Raw genomic sequence first — 18903 nt, 5'->3', positions numbered from 1 at the left:
ACCGCTAATACACCTTCACTTTAAAATACCCTTATCCGGCGGCAAAAATAAATTAATTTCTTTCCCGTAAGGGGAAATCCAGGGCAACGTGTATTATGGGAAACCCAAGCACACCATGCGTTATTTAACATTATCATCGCTGTTTTTGCTGTTCCTGTTATTTGCCTGTAAAAAAAATGATCCGGCACAACTGCCGGGCCATGATGGAAACGGTCAGAGCCAGGAGCCACCTGCCAACACATCCGGCGTTCCTCACCTGCCGACTGCCCTGTATGATTATGTGGGCACCATCAATAACATGCCGCCCTATATGAAGGCGTTCCTTGCCAGCCGCACTGACCTTGACAATACGCCCGGCGCCAATCCTATCACCAATGCCGGCGCCACGCTGGGCCGCGTATTGTTTTATGACAAAAACATGTCGGTCAACAATACCCGCTCTTGTGCTTCGTGCCATCACCAGGACAAAGCATTTACGGACGGTGTGGCCCACTCCTCCGGGTTCGACAACCAGGTCACCCGCCGCAATGCCATGCCGGTGGTAAACCAACGTTTCTTCGGCGCCAAAACCATGTTCTGGGACATGCGGGCCGCCGACCTGGAAACACAAACGCTGATGCCTGTACTGGACCATATTGAAATGGGCATGCCCTCGCTCGCCGCACTGGAAACAAAGCTCAATGGTATTCCCTATTATCGCCCGTTGTTTAAAGCGGCGTTCGGAGATGAAAATGTGACTTCGCCCCGTATTGCTAATGCACTATCTCAGTTTATCCGCAGCATCGTGTCTTTTCAGTCCAAATACGATCAGGGGCTTGCCAGTAATCTCAGTAACCTCAGCGCCGATGAAAAGAACGGGCTACGGCTGCTGCAGGTCAACTTCTGTACCGAATGCCACAGCGATTTTGCTACTGCGCAATATGGCAAGCTCCCCTCTTTTCTCGTTTCCGACAATACCGGCATCAATACCGGCTTCGGTTCCAACAACGGACTGGAAGCCGATTATACGGACAAAGGCATCGGTGAAATCACGCACAAGTCCGCTGACCAGGGTACATTCAAAATACCCAGCCTTCGTAATGTGGCGCTCACTGCACCGTATATGCATGACGGCCGCTTTGCCACGCTGGAAGACGTATTGGAACATTACAACCATGGTATCAAAGGCAATCCCAACCTGGGCATACAACTCAGTGCTGTGGCTGGGTCTGGCGTCCCTTTAACCCCAAAAGACAAAAGCGATATCATCGCATTCCTGAAAACATTAACGGACGGGCAGCTGATCAAAGACCCGAAATATGCAGATCCGTTTAAATAAATATGTGTGTATGAATTTTTAAAAAAGGGCCAACCACTACAGGTTGGCCCACTGACAACAGTAGTTTCCATTCTTATTTCACACCGGTATACCAGTCAGGTCTTTCCGTTTCCTTCAGCCAGAAAAGCGCCGCCTGCCCCAGCGGTGTTCCGTCTTCCTGCGTTAACCGCCATACCACGCCGTCATAAATGGTAAAAGTATTACCGTACTTGTCAACGCGCGGACCAGTATAATGGTAGGCAATACCATTGAGCGTCACATCGTGCAACAGGCGTTCGCGTTCGCTTCTGTCCTGCGGCGCCGCGCTTAAGCGGGAAGGCAGTTGTAGCAGCTCTTCCGGAGTGTACTTAAAACAGGACAACGCATATTGATTAGCATAAATAAAATGCGGATCAGCACCGGTGCCATGTGCCAGGATACTATAGGGCGCCTTTTCGTGCAACCACTGCGCCCTGGCTGAAACATCCGGCGGCGACGGAAGCGCCTTGCCGTTCCTGGTGAAAAAATTATGATCTATCTGTGTGATTAAAGACAAAAAAGAAGGCATGATATATTGGTTATAGATTTTTGAGACGAGGATTCTGGCCCAGCTCCTGCTGGTGGTCTACGGGCACTTCTATGAGCAGGGAACGTTGCCCTTGTGTTTCCATCCGGAGTAACAGCTCTTCCAGGTTGCCCAGGTCAGGTTGCAATCGTGCTGCGTCCCAGCCACATGCCCTGGCGATCGCACAATAATCGATGGCGGCAACGCGCGCGTGATAATGCGGCGCTGCGATATCAGGCAGTACTTTTTCCAGTCCCTGTTCCACGATAGACAAGGATTCATTGTTCAGCAGAAAAATGACAATGCCCAGTTGGCTCACCTCTCCTAAAGAGCCGGAAAAAAGGCGGAAACAACCATCTCCCGTAAACAAAAAAACAGGACGGTCCACATCCGCCAGCTTCGCGCCCACCGCTACGCCAAAAGCGCCGCCCATAGCAGAGCCGCGGTAAAGAGAATAGAAATTGATATTATCGTTGGGGCGTTGTGTTACGTACTGACGGTCTTTATAAGCCAGGCAAACATCATCCACTCCCAGTGAATGTGCCGGCCACCATTTGTTGAGCCGCTGGTATAACGTAGCCATATTTACATAACCTTCCCTTGGCATGGCAAACGGCCTGTCGTTCAGATCTGCCGGCGCTTTTGCAACGGGCCTGTTCACAAAGGGGTAACGCTGCTCTGCGCTGATCAATGCGCTTAATAAAACATCCAAAGGACCGTGAACATGATCATAGCCGCCGGTGGCCACATGGCGCAGACTGTTGTCCACCAGTCCGTACGCTTCGAAAATGTTGCCCAGGAAATAAGTATGGGCCGCCTTAAAACCGCTGAAGTTAATAGTGTATTCATCCGGGCAGGCGCCCAGTACTACCAGCACATCCTGTTCACCGAGCGAATTGAACAGGGCCATTGCCTTATCGTTTCCACCGAAGGAAATATAGCCGTAACCGTAAGGGTTGTCATTGCTTACGGCGTTGGCGCCGTTGATGCTCCAGATGGCCGCAGCCTGCAGTTGTTCGCACAACTGCGTTGTGAGCAGCTTCGCCTGGGGATAACGCGCCATTTCTTCTCCTACTAACACCACCACCCGTTTATCGGCGGTTGCTTTGCGGAAGGAGGCCACAAAAGCATCCAGGTAATCGTCTTCTGCAACGGTCTCCTCTTCAGGCAGGGGCATGGAATATTCCATCAGCGGGGCGCCTACTGCTTCGTTGTCCAATACCAACACCACTGGCCGGGAACGGTCCAGCATCGCTTTGGCAGCGGCCAGCTGTGCGGTCAGTGACGACGGATCATTCAATACAAAAACAGCATCTCCCAATTCCGCGCGTAACTGCGCTACGGCATTACTTCCATATACGGAAGTATCCTGTAAGGGAGAAAAACCCTCGGTATGACTACCGGAAACAGGTACAATAAAAACCGCTGGTATATCGTGCAGCTTGGCATCACTTAATCCACAAGTGATCAACTTGGTAGCAGCCCCTGTAGTGGCCACCGCAGCGGCAATCCTGCCACTGGCCAGGTAATAGCCCAACGGAACAAAGCCCGCGCTGTATTCCCCCAACGTTAAAAATGAAGGATCATGGGAAGGCAGGTCTTCGAGGGGCTTAAGATATTTTAACAAGTGAATAACGCCGCCGCCTGTAACGCCGGTGTACAAATGAATACCCCATTCGGTAAGGGTGTCAATAATAAGCTGATAATTATCAGCCACGCATGGAGGATTTCCATAAAGGTTACTGAAGGTCATAGAATACGGATTAAAATTGATGTATCGCGGTTTTCTTAAAAGGTCTGCATGAGGATATAAAAGAGGGATTTTTAAGAAGAATGATAGATAAGGTTTTCAAAAAAAGATATACGGTGCATTGCTCACACTCACTGATAATACAAGATAAATTAGTATTTCTAACAAAGCAAATTTTCCATGATCAGCATCATGATCATTAACGCGCATATGCCTGATTTTCTGCGCTATGGAAGGCTATTATTTTTTTTGTTATGCGGAGATTAAGTAGTTATCCTTACTTTTTTCGTCACATCAGTTCTACACAATGTAGTACAACTACTACATTCTTTTAGTGGTATCCGGCTGAGCGTATTGTTTGTCTTCTGCCGACACGGGCCCTGTGTACCTGAACTTCCTTTGTTCATCATTCAGGTTGATAACGCAACTGTCTTCCAGCAGAAAAGGCATGTTATGAAATACCGGTTTACCTAATCCATCACCAGGCGCGATCACAACTTTATTGACATTTGCCGGCAATACATACTCAGAGAACTCCGCATCGTACATGGTATGGACCAGCCACAGCTGGCGGGAAGCGGGCATATCGACCAGGGTTTGAAAACCTTCTGCCACTTGTGTCATCCCAGGATGCGCTGTCACTAGAGGTTGTGAGGCAAAACTAAAGTTGATGTACGGTGCGTGTTGATAACCGAATTTAAATACCAACAACATTTTACCAGCAGGTACTTTTTTATCTAAAGAAAAAGCAAGAAAATATTTGCTCTTCACTTTATCAGTAGAAAGATAAATAGTATCGTGCTGCTGTGTCCATGCTCCTCTCACAAAAATATCCAGGGCGCCATAACTCATGGCGTACACAAAGCGGTTGTTTTCAAAAATACAAAGCTCTTCGGCCACTTCCATCCGGCTGGCATTGTAATAGCCGGGTATTACCCGGGGCTGCTTTTGCCCATGTGCAGTATTTTCCATGGTCAGCAAAAATAAAATCAGTAAAGCGGTCAGGTATCTCATGTTGAAGTGTCTGCCGTTGGGGTTTACAGTTGTTGGCAGACGATCAAAGGTACGAAAGACGGGCGATGTGGTATGGTACAGTTTCCTAATGGCAGAATAACATAAAAAAAGCGCCGGCTGAAATTTCAGCCGGCGCCTCACAAATCGTGTAGTATAAATACTACAATTCTTTCACCCTGATATTACGGAAACGGACAATAGATCCATGTCCCAGGAAACCGATATGGCCGGTTTCATTTTTCAGGCCGGGATGGTTTTTATGGTCCAGTGTGCCTTTTTCGCGGGCTTCAGCGATATCGCCATCAAGGATAACAGTACCGTTGAGGATGACTTTAATATGAGTACCATCTACGATAGCCTCTTCGTAGTTCCACTCTCCCACTGGTTTAAGGAAACCTCTTTTAGCGGGGATTACACCATACACGGAGCCATGGTACTGGTAGATGTTCAGGTCTTTGTAGATATCTGCTTCGTTGTCCAGGATTTGTAATTCCATGCCCTGGTAGGCGGCGTCGCCGGTCAGCGGGGCACGAACGCCCAGACCATTGTTGGCGCCGGGAGTAAGCTGGAATTCAAAACGGAAAGAGAAGTTCTTGTATTCTTTCTTCGTGTAGAGGTTACCGTGACCACCATTAGTAGGATAGATCACCAGGTCACCTTCATCGATCACATAATCTTTGGTATTGCCAGTCCATTCATGCATGTTGGTGCCATCGAACAATACCTTGTAACCTGCTTTCTTTTCCTCGTCGCTCAGCACGAAAGGTTTCACGCGGGGTAGTTCTTTGATGTACAGGTTACGGTAAGCCACGTAAGTACCGTGTGCCTGCAGTTCGATCTGGTCTTCCGCGGAGACAGGCAGATTGCGGTCCCAGTAGTTTTCCAGGATGGTATTGTCTGTCACCAGCTGACCATTGAGGTAAACGGTCACGCGATCTCCTTTCATAATGATGCGGAAGTGGTTCCACTCCCCGATGGCGTTATCGGCCAGTTTCAGCGGTTTGCTTTCATTCTGCTGGTTGTTGTACAGGCCACCGGAGCCTACCTGTGCGCCCACATCAGTACGGGAAGTGTCCCATATCTGTACCTGCGGCGTACCACGGAGATAGATACCAGCGTCGCCGTTGGGTGTAATTTTCCAGTCCACCAGCATTTCAAAGTCGCCATATTTTTTATCGGTGCAGAGGTTGTCGCCCTGACCGTTGAAAATAAGCAGGCCGTCTTTTACGGACCAGCCTTTGCGCATGGTCTCGTTGGCTTTCTCCTGTGCTTTGCTCAGTGTTTTAGCGTCCATTTTAGCGCGCGCGACAGGATTTTCCACCAGTCCTTTCCAGCCGCTGAGGTCTTTGCCGTTGAACATAGACACGAAGCCGTCGCCTGCAGGCATTTCCGCGAGGTATTTGCGGATGGACTGGCGCTGGTAGTCGGCGTCGCCACCTTTCAGTGCAGCAGCAGCTTTGTCGAGCAGCTGACGTACCGTATTGCCGTTATAGGTTTTGTTGGCCAGCGCGATGTTCATCACCGCCATGGCAGCTTCCTGTTGAACGGCTGCTTTATCGAGGTATTCACCTGCCAACAGTAAGGCCGGGAAAGTTTTGCATTGTTCCAGTGCCGTCAGCGCCTGTTTTTGCACTGCGTCAGATGGATTCAGCTCCAGCGCATTGCGCAGCATTAACACTTTCTGGTCAGCGGTGTATCCTGATTTTTTAGTCAGGCCGATATAGCCGTTCAGTGCTTTTTCGCGATAGGCGCTGTTGGCGGCGTCACGGGCTATTTTCAGCAGAGCCGGTGCGGCAGAAGCGTCTTTCCAGTCGGAGAGCGCAGCCACGGCTGCATTTTTCGTAGCATCGTCGCCGTTAGCAAAGGCAGTCATCACCGGTTCCAGGGCAGCAGGCTGACCGATGCCTGCCAGCACGCCGAGGTAGCGCGACTGGTTGGCAGCAGACGCTTGTTTCATCTGCGCCATTACATCACTGCTGGTGGCACCGGCGTTGATGAGGGCAGTCTGGATATTACTGATCTCCTGTGGAGCGCTGGCGTTATTTAGCAGGGAGAAGAGCGCAGGCAGGTTGTTTTTACCGGCAACGTCTTTCAGTGCTGCGAAGGCGGCAGCTTTCACGTCAGCATTGCTGCTGGCGGCCAGCGGCAACACATCGTTTACGCGGTTGTCTGCCTTGCGGGCGGCGAGCACTTCGAGCAGCGCTGTTTGTGCGGGAGCAGGCATGGTGGCCAGCGCGGCGCCGGCCTGTTGGGTGACTTCTTCTCCAGGTATCAGGCGCAGGGCTTTTTTCACCGCGTTGATATCAGCAGCTGAACCGGTCTTCATGATGCCCAGCAGCGTTGGCAGCGTCGAAGCGCCGCCGATGCGGGCGGCGGCAGCGATAGCAGCCAGTCTCACCGCATCGTTGCTGTTTTTGGTGAGGGCGGTAATAGCAGGCAGTGCGGAAGTCACTTTATTTTCGCTCAGCATGTTGATGATGGCCGCTTTGGTACCATCAGTCGCTTTTTTCAGTTGCGCCTGCCAGGTGAGTGACGAAGCACTGGCAAACGGAGCGGCAAACTTCAAGGCAGCATCGCGGTATTCATCGTTTTTATCAGCGACGGCCTGATTGAGCCAGGGCTGGCTTTTTTCACCGAGGATATCGACCAGCAGTTTGAGGCCGGCGGTGCGGGTATGTACCTGTCCATCGGCGGTGCATTGTTTCACCAGGGCTTCCGCGATTTTTTGCGCGGCAGCTTTATTGCCGTTGGCTGCCAGTTGATTGGCATAGTAGAGGTAAGAGGAAGTAGCGTCTGTAACATCGTAGGAATAACCGGCTTTGGCAGCAGCGTTGCCCAATGCAGCAGCAGATGCCGGGTCGGCGATCTGGGCGAGGGCGTACTGTGCCACTTTCACCAGTTTTTTGTCGCTGCTGTTCAGTTCAGCGTTGATAGCCGGTACTGCTGCGGTATAACGGGCATCGCCCAACGCTTCCGTGAGGGTGATGCGGTTAGCAGCGTTAGCAGTGGCGAGGGCGCCGAGTAATGTCTTCTGAGCAGCTGTTGTGTTGATCTTCACCAGCACCCGGGCGGCAGGGTCGCAGAAGCGGTCTGTTGTCAGCAGAGGCAGCAGTGTGCTTACCGCATCGTTGTCACCGGTGGTTTGCAGTTGAGTGATCAGGAACACTTTGTTTTCCGGGTCTGCAGCTTTGGCGATAGCCTTACAGAAAGCAGCTGCTGCTTCTTTCCGTTTGGCTTCCTTGCCAGGTTGTGTAACGTAATAGGCGTAACCGGCGAGGGCGTATTGCAGCTGGGTATTATCACCTTTTCCTTCAGGCACCAGCATACCGGCGATGGTCACCACGCCTTCTTCGCCGAGGGCGCTGATGGCTTCCATATTGGTATTGAACTGTCCTTTATTGGGAGCGGGCATAAGGGCCAGCACATCGGCGATTTTGGTATTGAACGCGCGCTGGTCTGACGGCCCCTGTGCGATGGCCAGGCTGTTCCAGCCAACCACCAGTGCAGTAAGTATGTATGCGATCTTTTTCATGTGTTCATTTTCTTGTTGGAGACAATTACTATTTAGTCATTCTAATATTTAAATATTGAAATGACTAAATGGTCCAGGGGCCGCGCATGGGCTGGAATATCAGGGCATTGGCGCCGGCGTCATCGATAAACTCCTGTTTCACCGGGTCAAATTTGAGGGAGCGGTTCAGGCGAAGCGCTATTTTGCCCATGTTCACCAGGGTGCAGGAACGGTGGCCATTCTCTTCATTGAGCGCAAATTTTTTCCTGTTCTTCACGGCGTCCACAAAGTCGGTCTGTTGCGGCAGCGGGTCAGGGAATGCGGCCAGTTTTTTCTCCAGGTCTGGTATATCGGATTTGAAGCCGGGGTACAGCTTACCTTTTGGTCCTTCGATGTAGGCGGCTTTTTCGTCTTTGCCTTCGCCATCGAGGATGATCTGGCATCCGTCGGCGTAGGTGTAGGTGATCCTTCTCCAGGTGCCTACCGCGTCGGGATGCTGTTGTGGCGCGTCTATTTCCACGCTGACCGGGCTGGTATCGTCTTTACCGAGGAAATATTGAACCGGGTCGAGGTAGTGCTGGCCCATATCGCCGAGGCCACCACCGTCATAGTCCCAGTAGCCGCGAAAGGTCTGGTGTACGCGGTGGGGGTTATAAGGGCGGAACGGTGCGGGCCCTAGCCACATATCATAGTCCAGTTCTTTGGGGACGGCTACTGTTTCCAGATTGGTTTTACCCACCCAGAAAAATTTCCAGTCGAAGCCGGTATGTTTGCTGACGGTGACTTTCAGCGGCCAGCCAAGCAGTCCGCTTTCCACCAGTTTTTTGATTGGTTTTACCGTTGTTCCCATGCCATAGAAGCGGTCTTCAAAGCGGAACCAGGTATTGAGACGGAAGATGCGGCCGTGTTGCTGTACCGCTTCCACTAGGCGTTTACCTTCGCCGATGGTGGCCGTCATGGGTTTTTCGCACCAGATATCTTTGCCTGCACGGGCGGCGTCGGCAGCGATAATTCCGTGCCAGTGCGGCGGAGTGGCAACGTGGACGATGTCCACTTCAGGGAGGGTAATGACTTCACGGTAGTCGGAGAAAGTTTTGACGCCTTTGTCGCCGAGCTGGTCCATGGCCAGTTTGAGGTGATTGCGGTCCACGTCGCAGATCGCTACCACGCGGGTGCCGGCATAGCCGAAGTGGCCGCGGCCCATGCCACCGGTGCCGATCACGGCTTTGGTCAGCTGATCGCTGGGTGCCAGATAGCCACGTCCCAGCACATGCCTGGGAACAATCGTGAATGCAGCAAGCGCTCCCAGGGAATTTTTAAGGAACGCCCGCCTTGAATCGCTGTTTTGTTTTGCCATATATATGTTTGATTGAATACGTGTACGTGTATTGATCTCCGTTAGTTCACTGGATAATTATTCACTGTAAAAAACAAGTTCCTGGTTGATGTTTGGGTAAGATAGAAAGTCGGTAGGGCAATTGCAAGCGGAGCGGCTGAAAATAGTGATAAACGGCAAAAGGAGGACGTTAGCCATGGAGGATGGCCTGCGCAGCTATATATAAAGCAAAATGAAGCCCGGCGCGGACATGGTTGTCTGAATACCGGCTTTTTATATTGGATTTAGGGAGATGAAAAAGCCCGCTATTTTTTTTATGGTCTTTAGGGAGAAATTTATGCAGATGCCCTGCCACAAAGCGTATCAGATACGCTTATTGCTCCCGGAAAGGGCTTTTTCATCTACCGCAGGGGGCTGCTGACAGCAGGAGGCAAACCCACCTCTCCATAAGCAAACCCATCAATCGTCATTAAATATATTATTCGTACCAGATGCTGGCAGCGCCGAGGATAGCGGCTTGTTCGCCGAGGGAGGCAACCAGCAGTGGCAAATGGTAGTTGTGTTTCGCCAGTTCACGTGTGACTGCAGGGAAGAACAGGTCTGCAGCCTGTGCAATATTACCTCCGATAACGATGGCTTCCGGAGATTCATCGCGGATAAAACCGGTCAGGAAGGCTGCCAGATTAAAGGCGAATTCGTCGAATATCTGCTGAACAGTAGCGTCTGTATGAATATAGGTGGTCAGTTCTTTTACGTCTTTCACTGTTTTACCGGTCAGTTCCTGGTATCTTTTCACGAACCAGCGGGTTGACAGGTAGTCTTCTGCGATGCCATCGCGGTAGGGTGTGCACCAGCGGTCAGCATCCTGTGCCAGGCCACCGTGGAAAGTTGCGGAGCCGAGGCCGGTGCCGAGGGTGAGGCCAATCACATGCTGATAATTGCGTCCCGCGCCACTAAAAACTTCTCCCTGCAGGAAACAACCTGCGTCATTGATAAAACGTATCCTGGATGGGTCCAGCTCCAATTTGGCCGCCAGCATATTCTTTACGTTGAGATCATAGAGCGCGTCATATTTATGCTGGTCTTTCATTCGGCTGATACCCAGCTCATAGTCAAAAGGACCGGGCATACCAATACCAATGTACCGGTCGCCGGCAGGTGTATCCTTAAAAGCGTCATTGATCACGACCGCCCATGCGTCAATTATTTCCGTTGCGCTGCCTTGTGAGTTGACGCGCGTACGGTGCCAGGAATGCGTATCAATTGTTCTTTTTTCCAGGTTCACCAATGCTGCTGTGATATGAGACCCGCCGATATCAATTCCTAAAGCCATGGAACTTTTCATAAACAGTTTTAAAAGTATAAAAAAGCTAAATCGTTTTAGCCTCGACAAATATAAGATTGTTTGGTTGACAATGTCAAATAAATCGTTTTAGCAAAGCGAAAATATGAGTCTCAATATAGTCTCTTTTTTGAAAATGCAAAAAGAAAAATATCAATCCTGCGGCCGGCCCGGGGAGAATTACCTCTCAAATTATCCCGGACTGTGCCAACAGTACTGCAAACGATTGCTTAAATGCCGATTTGCCATTCCTGTTCAGGCGCTGCGAAAACACTCCAAATATTGGTTTATACCTTCGAGCTCAACATGAGCGAAAACACTCCAAATATTGGTTTAAACCTTCAGGCTTAACATGTGCGTAAACATTCCAAACATCGATTTATACCTTCGGGCTCAATGTGTGCGAAAACACTCCAAATATTGGTTTAAACCTTCGGGCTTAACATGCGCGAAAACACTCCAAATATTGGTTTAAACCTTCAGGCTTAACATGCGCGAAAACACTCCAAATATTGGTTTAAACCTTCAGGCTTAACATGTGCGTAAACATTCCAAACATCGATTTATACCTTCGGGCTCAATGTGTGCGAAAACACTCCAAATATTGGTTTAAACCTTCGGGCTTAACATGCGCGAAAACACTCCAAATATTGGTTTAAACCTTCAGGCTTAACATGCGCGAAAACACTCCAAATATTGGTTTAAACCTTCAGGCTTAACATGTGCGTAAACATTCCAAACATCGATTCATACCTTCGGGCTCAACGTGTGCGAAAACACTCCAAATGTTGGTTTGCCTCCCGGCCTCAACAGCAGTCCCCTTTTCAAAGCCGCTACCCTACATCACTAACCTGAAACACCAGGCCACTACACGCAAAGCCCGCATTTTTATTCCGGTAATGACTCCCGGGTACTAAAGCTCAACACGAAAAAAGCTTCTCGTCCGCTATACCCAACAATATGTCATAACGCTGAAACAGTAACGGCCGGAGCACACTCTCTCCGAGGCTCCGGCCGTCAACGGTTGACGTAGTCAAATTACTCTGCCTTCAGACTCTTCACCGGGTTCACTACCGCCGCTTTCACCGCCTGATAGCCGACAGTCAGCCACGCAATCACCTCCGCACTGAGAATGGTCAGTAAAAATATACCGACACCAATATTTATCCGGTAGGCAAAATGCTGCAACCATTGATGCATGAAATAATAAGCCAACGGTGCGGCAATTAAAAACGCGATGCCTATCAGTAACGTGAATTCTTTGGAGAACAGGTAAACTATGTTGATGACAGATGCGCCCAATACTTTCCTGATACCCACTTCTTTGGTACGCTGTACTGCCATAAATGACACAAAGCCATACAAGCCAAGACAGGAAATAAAAATGGCGATGCCTGCAAATATCTTGTACAACTGCGAGAGCTGGCTCTCCCGCTTGTAAAAGCTGGCAATCTTATCATCGAGGAACTGGTATTCGTATATAAAATCAGGACTCGCCCCGGTCCAAATCCGCTCAATGGCGGCCAGGGTTTGCCCCATATGCCCGGCTTCCATCTTGATATTGATTAAGCGGTATGTTGTTTTGTATGAGGCAAGCACCATAGGCATCATTTCATCCTTCAGCGACTGCCCGTTAAAATTTTTCACGACCCCTACCACCGGCGCCTTTATAGTGCCATCCCAAAAGTCAATTTTTTTCCCAAGAACATCTTCAGGATTCTTAAAGCCTAATTTCTTCACCATCATCTCGTTGATCACAAACCCGCCTACAGTGTCGGCCTGGTTATAAGGTACTCCTGCGATGAAACGGATATTATACGTTTTAAAATAGTCAGCATCCGCCCATTTCAGGTCCGTCATGAAGCCCGATTTTTTTAAAGCGTTATCAAACCTGAAATCACTTTGCCAACTGGCCAGGTCCATTGGACTGAAAGCACTTAAACTCACGCTTTTAACACCGGCCTGTTGTTGCAGCCGGGCCTTTAATGTCTCCATTTTTGCCTGACGGGCCGTGTCGTTGGGAATAGGTACCATTACAATGGCGTCTTTATCAAACCCCATGTCTGTGTGCTGGAAAAAATCCATTTGACTGACAACAATGAATGTCCCAATGATCAAAGCCTGTGCAATGGCAAACTGGAAAATCACCAGTCCCCTTCTCAGGGAAAGTCCCCCGGTGGCCCTGTTGGTAAACTTACTTTTCAGCGCGGTGACAGGATTAAATCCGGACAAGACAATCGCAGGATAAATACCGGACAAAAGCGTAACAGCAATGGTGATGCTAAAAAGAAACGCCACCAAAGAAAGATCGGGCTGTATTTTTAGCGGTGTTTGCAGAAGATTGTTAAGCAATGGGATTACGAGCAACGCTATTAAAACAGCTATCGCTACCGAAATAAGCGTGATCAGGAATGTTTCACTCAGAAACTGTATGATCAGTTGCGCCCTGCTGCCTCCCAAAACCTTCCTGACACCAATTTCCTTGGACCGGCCTACGATCTGGGCCGTAGACAGATTGATAAAGTTTATGCATGCAATCAACAACAGGAACAAACCTATTGAACTGAGCGCGGTAATCAGTTCCCTGCTGAAAGTGGCTCCGCTGTAGGTCCCAAACGCACTCTCATAGTGGATATTACTTAACGGCTGCAATAAATACCCCTGATTGCTATATTCGGGAGGCGTATGTTTTTTTACAAATTCTTTCAGGTTATCATCAAAATGTGGCACTGTCATATTCCGGGGAAGTACGACAAAAGTATTTAACGATCCATCCTGGCTGACCCAGTCATTAGCGATATCTTCCTGCCCGGCATTTTTAAAGGAAAAAACCACTTGCACGGGAAAATCAGTGTTAGCCGGGATATTTTTCAGAATGCCTGTTACTTTGCAAACCTGGCTGTTATCATACCTGATGAATTGCCCAAGGGCTGCATGCCAGTCTCCAAAGTATTTTTCCGCAATAGCCTGGGTAAGCACTACAGTATTGGGTTCTGACAGGGCAGTCTTTGCGTCGCCGGACAGGAAAGGAAAATTAAAAATGTCAAACAGCTGCGGTTCGGCGAAGAATATATTTTCCTTGAACTTTTTCGTAGTGGCGTGGGAGTTATCGTTTACCACCGCTACCTGTTTGCCCTTTCTTTCATAGATGCGTGCCACATGTTCCAGCTGAGGATAATCAAGCCGCAATGCTTCCGCCACCGGAAAAGCGCTGCCCATGGAATAGTTTATACCAGCCGGCGTTTGGGTTGCCGATACTACCCTGTAAATGCGGTCCCTGTTGTGATGAAAATTGTCAAAGCTGGTTTCATATCGAATCAATATAAAAATAAGCAGACAAGCAGCAATGCCCACTGCCAACCCGATCGTGTTAATTACAGCATATGACCTATGGCTGCGTAGTTTTTGCCAGGCTGTTTTCAGGTAATTTTTAAACATAACAGGTGCAATGTTAAGTGTTAAGCTAAAGAACGTACCCCAAAAGCCAATAAAAATGCCACTTACTTATTATACTAAAAATCAATATAATAGAAATATAAAAAATAGTAACCTGTGCGTTTTTGGTACACCGGACGTTCATTTACAAATAACTCCTACTCCCTACCGCCGGAGAGTCAGTCCACCATCATCAATTCCGGCCGCCAACGTTTTTTCCATTACAAACCGGGAGCATAGCCGTTTTACGGGAAGCACCCGGGCATCGCCAACAAAAGACCGACACCTAAAACATCCGGCGTCACCTTATATATCCGGAAGCCTCATCCGCTGTAACCCGCAGTAAATAAGGGAAAAATATATTTCACCGCTCTTTTTTGAAAATTTCATCAATAAAATCATCCTTTTTTGCAACCGTGAAAAAAACAAGGCCACTGCGTCCATCATTTTATCAATCCGTTTAATCGCCTGCCAGCAGGGCATTTTGACGGATGAAAAATTATATCCATTTTTACATCCTCAATCAACATCACGATGGCACTCCGTCAATTCCTGTTCAGCATTAACCTGACAGACTACATAGCGACCAACTTCAACACTTCTCCTCCAACCTGCTAAATTATTTTTCGGGCAACTGACCGGCTGTTTAACGGCATTTCATATGGCCGAATGACTATTGCTGTGCCACTGTATCATCTGTGCTGCCATGGCATCGCCGTGTCTTGTCTGTAATCTTCATACGCACATACCTAAACATCTAATACCAACAACATGGAAAACACCCCTGTATTAAAATGGGCATTGCTCATTGGCCTGCCTATTCTATGCCTGATTATGTACAAAGTTATTCTTCGTATATTCTTCGGCGTTGTCATTGTCCCTGAAGACCGTATTGGTCTGGTAACGAAAAAATTTGTGCTGTTTGGTAAACAGGAACTGCCTGAAGGGCGCATCCTGGCCACTCAGGGCGAAGCCGGCTTCCAGGCGCAAACACTGGCCCCCGGCGTATATTTCTGGAAATGGATGTGGCAATACGCCATCACCTTTCAGCCTTTTACCATTATTCCCACCGGTAAAATAGGACTAGTGCTCGCAAAAGACGGCGCAGAACTACCTACCGGCTCGATCCTCGCCCGCAAAGTCAGCTGTGACATGTTCCAGGACACCGTGGCCTTCCTCGAAAATGGCGGCTGCAAAGGCCGGCAGACAGGTATTATGACACCCGGTTCTTACCGTATCAATACATTCATTTTTGAAGTGGAAATCACTGATATGGTGTCCATCCCGGAAAATGCCGTCGGTATTGTGACCACGCTGGAAGGGAAAGCCCTTGAGGTCGGCGCGATCGCTGGTAAAACCATCCCGCAGCACAACAACTTCCAGGACGTGGACGCTTTCCTCGAAAAAGGCGGCTATAAAGGATTACAAGAACAAGTCATCCTCGCAGGTTCCTATTTTATCAACCCCTGGTTCGCTAAAATGGAGATCGTTCGCATGACGGAAATAGCCATCGGCCACGTAGGCGTCGTGATCTCTTTCGTGGGCAGCGACGGTGTAGACATCAGCGGCGTTGAATTCAAACACGGCAACATCGTGGCGAAAGGCACCAAAGGCGTATGGGCAGAACCGTTAGGCCCTGGTAAATACCCGATCAATCCGTACATCATGAAAGTGGAACTGGTGCCAACCACCAACCTGGTGCTCAACTGGGCCTCCGCCAGAAGCGAAGCGCACCAGCTCGATAAAAACCTCTCCACCATCACTGTACGGAGCAAAGACGGTTTTACTTTCAACCTCGATGTATCACAAATCATTCACATCCCTACTACGGAAGCACCGAAAGTGATTGCCCGCTTTGGTAATATGAGCAACCTCGTCACACAGGTACTGGAACCCACCATCGGCAACTACTTCCGCAACTCCGCCCAGGGCGCTGACGTGATCAGTTTCCTGACCAGCCGTAAGGAAAGGCAGAACGCAGCCAAAGAACACATCGGCCAGGTGCTGGACCAGTACAACGTTTTCGGTGTAGACACCCTTATCGGCGACATTGTGCCACCGGAAAGCCTGATGAAAACACTGACCGACCGTAAAATCGCGGAAGAACAAAAAGTAACCTACGAAACACAGCGCCAGGCACAGGAAACACGGCAGTCCCTCGAAAAGGAAACAGCGGTGGCAGAAATGCAGAAAGAGATCGTGAAGGCAGACCAGGGCGTGCTCATCGCGGAAAGAATCGCAGACGCCTCTGTGAAAAAAGCCACCGGTGACGCCAACAGCGTACGCCTGCAGGCCACCGCTGAAAGCGACAGGATGAAACTGCTGGCCAGTGGCGAAGCCGAAAAAGTAAGGCTCCTCGCCAAAGCCGATGCAGACCGCACCGAATGGACAGCCAAAGCGGAAGCGGAAAAAATATCCCTTACCGGTAAAGCGGAAGCGGAAAAAATCCTCGCTATCGGCCAGTCCAGCGCCGAATCCTATAAGCTCGCGGTGGAAGCCATGGGCGGTGAAAATTTCACCCGGTTAAAAGTGATGGAAGCTATCGGCAACCAACATATCCGCATCATGCCGGATGTGCTGATCGGTGGCGGTGAGGGCGCTAACGGCCCTATCAGTGGACTGCTGGGACTGAAATTACTGGAAGAGATATCCAACAAACAAACGACGATAGCCAATGCTTCTCCTTCCGCCGATTCAGAAACTAAATAAAGCTATCGTCCCTATACCCACTTTCACCATTCATGTTACCCTGAATTTCAAAAAAAGGCTGTCTCCTGCGAGACAGCCTTTCATGTTTTATCAAGGTCTCTTGTCTATATTACCTGAACTGTTATCTATACTCAGTGGCCCTGCACCGAAGTAAGCGATCAGCAGCGCACTGCCTATGAGCGCCACATTTTTCATAAACATGGCCATCTGCATCTGTGCTGCCATTGGATCAGGTATACCCCAGAATTTGTGCATGGCAAATGTGACCGGCACCAGGAATATCACGACCAGCCAGGCCCCGATTCTGGCCTTATAGCCCAGCAATACGCTCAGGCCGCCTACCAGCGCGAGCAACCCTGCCAGCCGGACCATAATGTTAGCTGCCGGTACGCCGGAAGCTGCTGCATAGTCGGCGCCGGCGCCGCCAACGTGATTGATACCTGACATTACAAAGATGAGCGCAAACAGGATACGCCCCAACAGTGGAACAATTTTCATAGTGAACAGTTTTATGATATACAAACGTATAGATATTCAATAATGTTTTATAGTAGAGTTACCGGAAGGAAAGCACTATCCTGTGGGATAGCGTTCCGTGAAATCGTATATTTATGTCAGAAACAAACCAGTATCTATGCGGAAAGAAAACTCAACGAATGCGATCAATGAACGGATACTCAATGGCTTATGCCAGACGGCCCATACCCTTTCCGTGATCGGCGGAAGATGGAAACCAACCATACTCTGGCGATTGCTGGAAGGCAAAATGCGCTACCATGAACTGAAAAAATCTATATCTGGTATATCTGAGAGAGTGCTGGTGCTGCAGTTAAGAGAGCTGGAAAATGATCAGCTGATAAAACGGATTATTTATCCGGAAGTGCCGCCCCGCGTGGAATATGAATTAACCCCACTGGGACGGTCACTCGAAAGTTTATTGGAACATATGTGTACCTGGGGCGAAATGCACCGGAACGCCACCCGGCAGGCAGGGGAACTGGCAGTCAGCAAAAACTAGCTCTTCAGGCCGGCATCTTCCAACGCACCCATTGCCAGAGCGGTCCAGTCAGCATCTTTTACGTCCCGCGCTACCACGGTTATGAGCCGGGACTGTACCAGCTGGGCCAGTGGCATCGGGGTATGAGAACGGGTAGCAGTCTGCAATACCAGGTTCATGTCTTTTAATCCCAGCGGAGCGCTGAAAGCCGGATTACCTACATACGTACGGTCTATCACCATGCTGCCGTAACCACGGAAAATGGGCGTCGCAAACAAGGTAGTGGTCAGCATTTCATAAGCCACTTTCGGGTCTACGCCGTTTTTCTCTCCCAAAGCAAAAGCTTCCGCCATCATTTCGATAGCCCCGGCAATCATAAAGTTGCCCATCAGCTTCAGCACATTGGCACTTCCCACATCTTCCCCCAAATCAAAAATATTTTTGGCAAAGCCAGCTTCCAGTAAAGGTCTTATCCTTTCTTTAGCGGCCGCAGGACCGGATATCACCGAATTGCCCACCTTCGCCGCCGCCGCTTCCGGACGGGCAAACACCGGCGCCGCCACATAGGTAACACCCTGCTTCTGGTGATGTGCCGCCAGTACACGGGAAGTATCCGGCGAAATAGTACTCATCGATACGTGAATACCGCCATGACCGAGGGCCTGCAATAACTCATCCCCCGCCACGCTCTCTACCGCCTTATCGTCGGCCACCAAGCTGATCACAATACCTCCCGGCACAGCCGTCGCCGCCGGGCTGCTCACCAGCTCCGCCCCCAGCGCTTCCAGTGGCAACGCTTTCTCACGGGTACGGTTGTATACTTTTACTTTATAGCCTGCTTTTAACAGGTTGGTCACGATCGGCGTTCCCAGATTACCGGCACCGATAAATCCAATGGTTTCCATGCTTTTGTAAGATTTGTAGGGGAAAGTTATCGATAATTGTTA

General features: G+C 49.6%; 12 protein-coding genes. 3 read left to right on the top strand and 9 right to left on the bottom strand.

Features of this window, described 5'->3' with window-relative positions:
- Nucleotides 1-115: 115 nt before the first annotated feature.
- Complete coding sequence (locus tag ACTJJS_RS11005) at nucleotides 116-1318, top strand: cytochrome-c peroxidase (RefSeq protein WP_440663726.1); 1203 nt, start codon at nucleotides 116-118, stop codon at nucleotides 1316-1318.
- Between the two features lie 73 nt (nucleotides 1319-1391).
- Here ACTJJS_RS11005 and ACTJJS_RS11000 read toward each other — a convergent pair whose 3' ends face one another.
- The 7 genes from ACTJJS_RS11000 to ACTJJS_RS10970 all read right to left on the bottom strand — a co-directional run bounded on the left by ACTJJS_RS11000 (nucleotide 1392) and on the right by ACTJJS_RS10970 (nucleotide 14253).
- Complete coding sequence (locus ACTJJS_RS11000; RefSeq protein WP_168872981.1) at nucleotides 1392-1865, bottom strand: MEKHLA domain-containing protein; 474 nt, start codon at nucleotides 1863-1865, stop codon at nucleotides 1392-1394.
- 10 nt (nucleotides 1866-1875) lie between these two features.
- A complete protein-coding gene (locus ACTJJS_RS10995) occupies nucleotides 1876-3615 on the bottom strand; it encodes a thiamine pyrophosphate-dependent enzyme (protein WP_440663725.1) in 1740 nt (579 codons plus the stop codon).
- A gap of 318 nt (nucleotides 3616-3933) precedes the next feature.
- Nucleotides 3934-4584, bottom strand: a complete 651-nt coding sequence (locus ACTJJS_RS10990) for a hypothetical protein (protein WP_440663724.1) — start codon at nucleotides 4582-4584, stop codon at nucleotides 3934-3936.
- Nucleotides 4585-4786: 202 nt separating this feature from the next.
- Nucleotides 4787-8158 (bottom strand): DUF1080 domain-containing protein, encoded by a 3372-nt coding sequence (locus ACTJJS_RS10985; protein WP_440663722.1) that lies wholly within the window; start codon nucleotides 8156-8158, stop codon nucleotides 4787-4789.
- A gap of 64 nt (nucleotides 8159-8222) precedes the next feature.
- Nucleotides 8223-9494, bottom strand: a complete 1272-nt coding sequence (locus tag ACTJJS_RS10980; RefSeq protein ID WP_168872977.1) for a Gfo/Idh/MocA family oxidoreductase — start codon at nucleotides 9492-9494, stop codon at nucleotides 8223-8225.
- Between the two features lie 457 nt (nucleotides 9495-9951).
- Nucleotides 9952-10818, bottom strand: coding sequence for an ROK family protein (locus ACTJJS_RS10975; RefSeq protein WP_440663721.1), 867 nt, complete (start codon nucleotides 10816-10818; stop codon nucleotides 9952-9954).
- Between the two features lie 1035 nt (nucleotides 10819-11853).
- Nucleotides 11854-14253 carry an ABC transporter permease gene (locus tag ACTJJS_RS10970; protein WP_440663720.1) on the bottom strand — a complete coding sequence of 800 codons (2400 nt, stop codon included), beginning with the start codon at nucleotides 14251-14253 and terminating at the stop codon, nucleotides 11854-11856.
- A 768-nt stretch (nucleotides 14254-15021) separates the two neighbouring features.
- Between ACTJJS_RS10970 and ACTJJS_RS10965 the strand changes: the two genes are divergently transcribed.
- Complete coding sequence (locus tag ACTJJS_RS10965; RefSeq protein WP_168872974.1) at nucleotides 15022-16959, top strand: SPFH domain-containing protein; 1938 nt, start codon at nucleotides 15022-15024, stop codon at nucleotides 16957-16959.
- 90 nt (nucleotides 16960-17049) lie between these two features.
- Here the strand turns inward: ACTJJS_RS10965 and ACTJJS_RS10960 are convergent, their stop codons facing one another.
- Nucleotides 17050-17457 carry a DoxX family protein gene (locus ACTJJS_RS10960; RefSeq protein WP_440663719.1) on the bottom strand — a complete coding sequence of 136 codons (408 nt, stop codon included), beginning with the start codon at nucleotides 17455-17457 and terminating at the stop codon, nucleotides 17050-17052.
- Nucleotides 17458-17593: 136 nt separating this feature from the next.
- On the opposite strand from ACTJJS_RS10960, the gene ACTJJS_RS10955 reads away from it, so the two are divergent.
- Nucleotides 17594-17977 (top strand): winged helix-turn-helix transcriptional regulator, encoded by a 384-nt coding sequence (locus ACTJJS_RS10955; protein WP_440663718.1) that lies wholly within the window; start codon nucleotides 17594-17596, stop codon nucleotides 17975-17977.
- Here ACTJJS_RS10955 and ACTJJS_RS10950 read toward each other — a convergent pair.
- On the bottom strand, nucleotides 17974-18861 hold the full coding sequence (locus tag ACTJJS_RS10950) for an NAD(P)-dependent oxidoreductase (protein ID WP_440663717.1): 888 nt from the start codon (nucleotides 18859-18861) through the stop codon (nucleotides 17974-17976). The genes ACTJJS_RS10955 and ACTJJS_RS10950 overlap by 4 nt on opposite strands.
- Nucleotides 18862-18903: the final 42 nt, after the last annotated feature.

It is taken from the genome of Chitinophaga sp. 22308 (assembly GCF_052045305.1).
Classification (GTDB): domain Bacteria; phylum Bacteroidota; class Bacteroidia; order Chitinophagales; family Chitinophagaceae; genus Chitinophaga; species Chitinophaga varians_A.
Note: the sequence above shows the minus strand (reverse complement) of the source record. Positions and strands in the feature narration are given on the sequence as shown.

Coding starts and splice junctions, on each gene's coding strand:
- ACTJJS_RS11005 (WP_440663726.1), top strand. CDS start 116: ATGCGTTATTTAACATTATCATCGCTGTTTTTGCTGTTCCTGTTATTT.
- ACTJJS_RS11000 (WP_168872981.1), bottom strand. CDS start 1,865: ATGCCTTCTTTTTTGTCTTTAATCACACAGATAGATCATAATTTTTTC.
- ACTJJS_RS10995 (WP_440663725.1), bottom strand. CDS start 3,615: ATGACCTTCAGTAACCTTTATGGAAATCCTCCATGCGTGGCTGATAAT.
- ACTJJS_RS10990 (WP_440663724.1), bottom strand. CDS start 4,584: ATGGAAAATACTGCACATGGGCAAAAGCAGCCCCGGGTAATACCCGGC.
- ACTJJS_RS10985 (WP_440663722.1), bottom strand. CDS start 8,158: ATGAAAAAGATCGCATACATACTTACTGCACTGGTGGTTGGCTGGAAC.
- ACTJJS_RS10980 (WP_168872977.1), bottom strand. CDS start 9,494: ATGGCAAAACAAAACAGCGATTCAAGGCGGGCGTTCCTTAAAAATTCC.
- ACTJJS_RS10975 (WP_440663721.1), bottom strand. CDS start 10,818: ATGAAAAGTTCCATGGCTTTAGGAATTGATATCGGCGGGTCTCATATC.
- ACTJJS_RS10970 (WP_440663720.1), bottom strand. CDS start 14,253: ATGTTTAAAAATTACCTGAAAACAGCCTGGCAAAAACTACGCAGCCAT.
- ACTJJS_RS10965 (WP_168872974.1), top strand. CDS start 15,022: ATGGAAAACACCCCTGTATTAAAATGGGCATTGCTCATTGGCCTGCCT.
- ACTJJS_RS10960 (WP_440663719.1), bottom strand. CDS start 17,457: ATGAAAATTGTTCCACTGTTGGGGCGTATCCTGTTTGCGCTCATCTTT.
- ACTJJS_RS10955 (WP_440663718.1), top strand. CDS start 17,594: ATGCGGAAAGAAAACTCAACGAATGCGATCAATGAACGGATACTCAAT.
- ACTJJS_RS10950 (WP_440663717.1), bottom strand. CDS start 18,861: ATGGAAACCATTGGATTTATCGGTGCCGGTAATCTGGGAACGCCGATC.